Origin of the sequence: Methyloceanibacter sp., from assembly GCF_035650995.1 — a bacterium.
GTDB lineage: Bacteria > Pseudomonadota > Alphaproteobacteria > Rhizobiales > Methyloligellaceae > Methyloceanibacter.
In genome coordinates this window covers 1-3,794 of record NZ_DASRGO010000170.1, presented here as the reverse complement: position 1 = coordinate 3,794, position 3,794 = coordinate 1, and the positions used below count along the sequence as shown (strand labels likewise).

Below are 3,794 nucleotides of genomic sequence, written 5' to 3'. Positions count from 1 at the left end.
GGCCAACAAGCGGAGGCGCCCCAGCTCACTGCGAGGCGATGTCCGAAGCGGGGCCGGCCTTCGCCTCGCCCATCTGCTTCCGCTCGCGCGCGAACAGATAGAGTCCGGAGAGAATCACCACGGCGGCGCCCGACAGCGTCCACAGCGTCGGCACGTCGCCGAACACGAGGAAGCCGATCGCCGACATCCAGATGAGCCCGAGATAGATGTAGGGCGCGAGAACCGAGGCGGGCGCGATGCGGTGGCCAAGGATGAGCAGCCAGTGCCCGAGCCCGCCCCAGAAGCCGAGCGAAGCGAGCAGCAGCGAGGTCTTGGCGTCGTGCGGCCATTGCCAGGCGGTGAGCGCGAACGGCGCGAGCGCGACGAAGCCCACGAGCGGGGTGAAGGTCTGCGTCACCTCGGGCGGATCGAAGGCGGCGAGGTAGCGCGTGGCGAGGTTGTAGAGAGCGTAGCCGAACGTCGCCACCAGAACGAGCAGCATGGCCCAATGCACCGTGCCGAATCCGGGATGCATCACGAGCAGCACGCCGAAAAAGCCCGCGACGATGGCCAGCATGCGGTGCCAGCCGACCCATTCGCCGAGCAGGGGTCCCGCGAGTGCTGCGACCAGAAGCGGCGTCAGGAAGAAGATGGTGACGGTCTGGTCGAGCTGGAGATAGCGCAAGGCCACGAAATTGAATCCGGTGGTCACCACCATCAGCGCCGAGCGCAGGATCTGCACCAAGGGCTTCTTCGAGCGGAGCGATGGCTTGAAGGCGAGCGGCCACAGCACGAGCGCAGTGAACACGACGTGTCCGGCGAAGCGGAACCAGGTGACCTCGGCGACGGGAACGCTCTTGATGCCGACGAGATATTTCGCCGTCGAATCGAGCGCGGCGAAGCAAATCGTGGCAAGAATCATCAACCCGATGGCCTCGAGCCGCCGGTGCGGATGAGCGTCGCGATGGATGAGGTGGCGGGAAGTCATGGGAAGCGTCTTGTGCACCACTCTTTGCCAAAAGGCCAACGGCCGATAAGGTCGGCGCGGGCGCTTCTCGCGCGCGCTCGAGCACGGAGGTTGGAGTGGCTGACATTCGCGCCATGTGCGCCATTGGCCTAAGCGGTCAACTCGGCTTGAACGGCAAGCTCCCCTGGGAGGGCAACAAGGGGCGCGAATATGTTGCCGATGTGGCGCGCTTCTTCGAAATGACGCGCGGCCACGTAATCATCGCGGGTCCTGCAACCATCGCCTCCATCCCGGATTTCGCTTACGAGGACCGCACCATCTGCGAGATCCGCTCGGGTCATCATCCGGAGGAGGTGCTCGCCTGGTTTCCCGACCGGGTGATCTATGTCGGGGGCGGGCCGCCCGTGTGGAACGCTTACGCGCCCTACATCCGGCACTGGGATATCACGCGCCTCCCGTATGACGGGGAGGCGGACCGCTGGTTCAACCCAGCCTGGCTTACGGCCTCGCAGAGAGTGGCAAATCCCTAGGCCGCGCGCGGGCCTTGGCAAATGCGAAAGCATGCCGTGAAGAGGGGGTAGGGGCCGGAGGCGAAGTTCTCTAGTGTCGGGCCGACAAGCGCCGCTCGATGTCGTTGGGCACTGCCCTGGAGACAGCCATGAGTAAGGGTGCGAAGAAGTCGGCCGTCACCGCCGTGATCTTGCTCGTCGCCATCGTCTTTGGAGCGACGGCGATCGCTGCGACGGGCGCGACCAAGAACGAAGCGATGGCAATGGTCCAGAAGGCCGTCGCCGCCATCAAGTCCGAAGGACCGGACAAGGCCTACCGCGAGATCAGCGATCCGAAAGGGCCTTTCGTAGACCGCGACCTCTATATCGTCGTCTACGCTCTCGACGGAATGGTGCTTGCGCATGGCGCCGACAAGAAGCGCATCGGCACCAATCAGATCAACGACAAGGACCTCGACGGCAAGGAGTTCGTGAGGGAGCGGATGGATCTCGCCAAGACTCACGACAGCTTTTGGCAGAGCTACAAATTCCTGAACCCGGTCACCAAGAAGATCGAGCCGAAGCAGATGTATTGCGAACGGCTCGAACAAACCGTTGTCTGCGGCGGAATCTATCAGTCCTGATGGCCGGGCGGGGGGCGGGACGTTTCCCCATCGCACCACTTGCGAATGTGAGAATCGCTCTGCGAAGAGGGACATCAGGCTCGCTTGCCTGCAATGAATTAACTGTTTCGCTTTAGAACAGTGAAGGGTAGCATCCTCGTTTGGGCGGGCTCTGGCCGGGCACTCCATCCTGCCTCCGGGAAACCCCAATTCCGCGTTATCCGTCGTGTACATGCGCCCAGTGACGACTTTGAAGGAGGTCGCCATAAAGAACGTCGGAGAAGAAGCATTCGCCCCCGAACAGATCGGCTGGCGGTTTGCTTTGGGGACGGTGCTGATCATCGGGGGCTACGGCGCCTGGTCGCTCATTCCTGTGGTCATCGAGGCCGACCTCGAACCGAGCGTGAAGGCGGCCCTGTCCGGCCTGATCGGTGCCACGCCGTTCCTCACCAAGGTCGTCGCCGTCGCACTCATGGGGCGGCCGGCCTATAATTTTCTCAAGCGCACCGCCTTCCAGTATCTGCGCAGAGCGAGCGGCCGCGCCCAGGACTAGGCGCAAATTTAACCAAATCCAGTGAAGAGCAGACCCGTGCGCTCCGCGGTTGGCCGCATGGACTCTTGGCCTCGAGCCGGGTTAAATCCGCCGGGGATCAGCAAGGGAGGTTGAGACGTGATCAAGACGGTCGTTGCGGGAATGCTTGGAGCCGCCGCGCTCCTTTTCGTCGGTCAGCCGGCCAAGGCCGACTGGCTGTGCGGACCTGATCAATGCGTGTGGGTAACGTACAATGTCGTCAGCGTACCGGCCTATGCCGTGACATGGGGCCCGCCCACCAATCCGTCGTGCTACTGGAAACAGGGCATCTTCGGGCGCTGGAAGTATATCTGCCCGTAACGCGAGCGGACGTTTCGTCGCCGATGGCATGAGCTTGCCGCCCGGTCATGTTCCCGGCGGCAGTCGGCATGCCTCAGGCTCGTCACCACAATCAGGGAATGAGGTTCGTCATGACGTGCAAAGTCCCCATGGCTGCGGCGGCGTGTGCCGCGCTTGCCATCGCCTTTAGTGTTGCTTCGCCGGTTCAAGCCGGAACCTGTCAATCGGTGAGAGCCAAGGGCTTCGCCGGCAGTCTCGCCAAGGCCACTCTCTATGCGCAAGCCGATCTCAAGCAGACCGCCAAGGCGATGAAGGGCAAGGTCAAGTCGGCGACCACGAACTGCCAGAAGGTCATGGGCGGAAACTATTACTGCAAGATCGACGCGGTGGTTTGCCCGAAGTAGCGACGCTCCGATGACGAGCGAGCGGACGTCTCGATGAGTGAAGGCGCCGGGGAGTTCCGGCGCCTTCGCTTTTTCCACCGGCGCATGACGCTGGGGCGCCCGGCGAGGCTCAGGATTTGCCGGGGGCCGTCATCTCCCCGATTTGCGTGTCGATCTCGACAATGGCCGCGCGCAGGTGTTCCAACTGCTGATCGGCGTCGGCGGCCGGGATGCCCTCCTGCGGTACGATGGTGATGCCGGGCATGTAGAGCGCCGTCTGCAGGGATTCGAGCTCGGCGATCTGACGCTCGAGCTCCGCGCGCCGTGCCTTCAAGGCTTCAAGTTCGTCCATCATCGATCGGCTCCCGATCTGACGTGAGCGGTGTCTGACGCGAATGGTGAGCCCGATGGGATTCGAACCCATGACCCCTTGATTAAAAGTCAAGTGCTCTACCGGCTGAGCTACGGGCTCCTCGCCGCGAC

Annotated in this window: 7 protein-coding genes and 1 tRNA gene; 5 read left to right on the top strand and 3 right to left on the bottom strand. The window is 63.0% G+C overall.

What is annotated here, in order from left to right:
- Positions 1-25: 25 nt before the first annotated feature.
- The gene (locus tag VFB18_RS12785; RefSeq protein ID WP_324975869.1) at positions 26-967 is read right to left on the bottom strand and encodes a DMT family transporter; all 942 of its coding nucleotides are present in this window, start codon (positions 965-967) and stop codon (positions 26-28) included.
- 95 nt (positions 968-1,062) lie between these two features.
- On the opposite strand from VFB18_RS12785, the gene VFB18_RS12780 reads away from it, so the two are divergent.
- The 5 genes from VFB18_RS12780 (at position 1,063) to VFB18_RS12760 (ending at position 3,332) form a co-directional block, all read left to right on the top strand.
- Positions 1,063-1,476 carry a dihydrofolate reductase gene (locus VFB18_RS12780; protein ID WP_324975866.1) on the top strand — a complete coding sequence of 138 codons (414 nt, stop codon included), beginning with the start codon at positions 1,063-1,065 and terminating at the stop codon, positions 1,474-1,476.
- A 128-nt stretch (positions 1,477-1,604) separates the two neighbouring features.
- On the top strand, positions 1,605-2,078 hold the full coding sequence (locus tag VFB18_RS12775; RefSeq protein ID WP_324975863.1) for a cache domain-containing protein: 474 nt from the start codon (positions 1,605-1,607) through the stop codon (positions 2,076-2,078).
- Positions 2,079-2,298: 220 nt separating this feature from the next.
- Positions 2,299-2,610 carry a hypothetical protein gene (locus VFB18_RS12770; RefSeq protein WP_324975860.1) on the top strand — a complete coding sequence of 104 codons (312 nt, stop codon included), beginning with the start codon at positions 2,299-2,301 and terminating at the stop codon, positions 2,608-2,610.
- A gap of 117 nt (positions 2,611-2,727) precedes the next feature.
- Complete coding sequence (locus tag VFB18_RS12765) at positions 2,728-2,949, top strand: hypothetical protein (protein ID WP_324975858.1); 222 nt, start codon at positions 2,728-2,730, stop codon at positions 2,947-2,949.
- Between the two features lie 110 nt (positions 2,950-3,059).
- Positions 3,060-3,332: a hypothetical protein gene (locus VFB18_RS12760; protein ID WP_324975855.1), complete on the top strand. Its 273-nt coding sequence runs from the start codon at positions 3,060-3,062 to the stop codon at positions 3,330-3,332.
- A gap of 109 nt (positions 3,333-3,441) precedes the next feature.
- Here VFB18_RS12760 and VFB18_RS12755 read toward each other — a convergent pair whose 3' ends face one another.
- Both VFB18_RS12755 and VFB18_RS12750 read right to left on the bottom strand, forming a co-directional pair.
- Positions 3,442-3,666: a hypothetical protein gene (locus VFB18_RS12755; RefSeq protein ID WP_324975853.1), complete on the bottom strand. Its 225-nt coding sequence runs from the start codon at positions 3,664-3,666 to the stop codon at positions 3,442-3,444.
- Positions 3,667-3,707: 41 nt separating this feature from the next.
- Positions 3,708-3,783, bottom strand: a tRNA-Lys gene (locus VFB18_RS12750).
- Positions 3,784-3,794 lie beyond the last annotated feature (11 nt).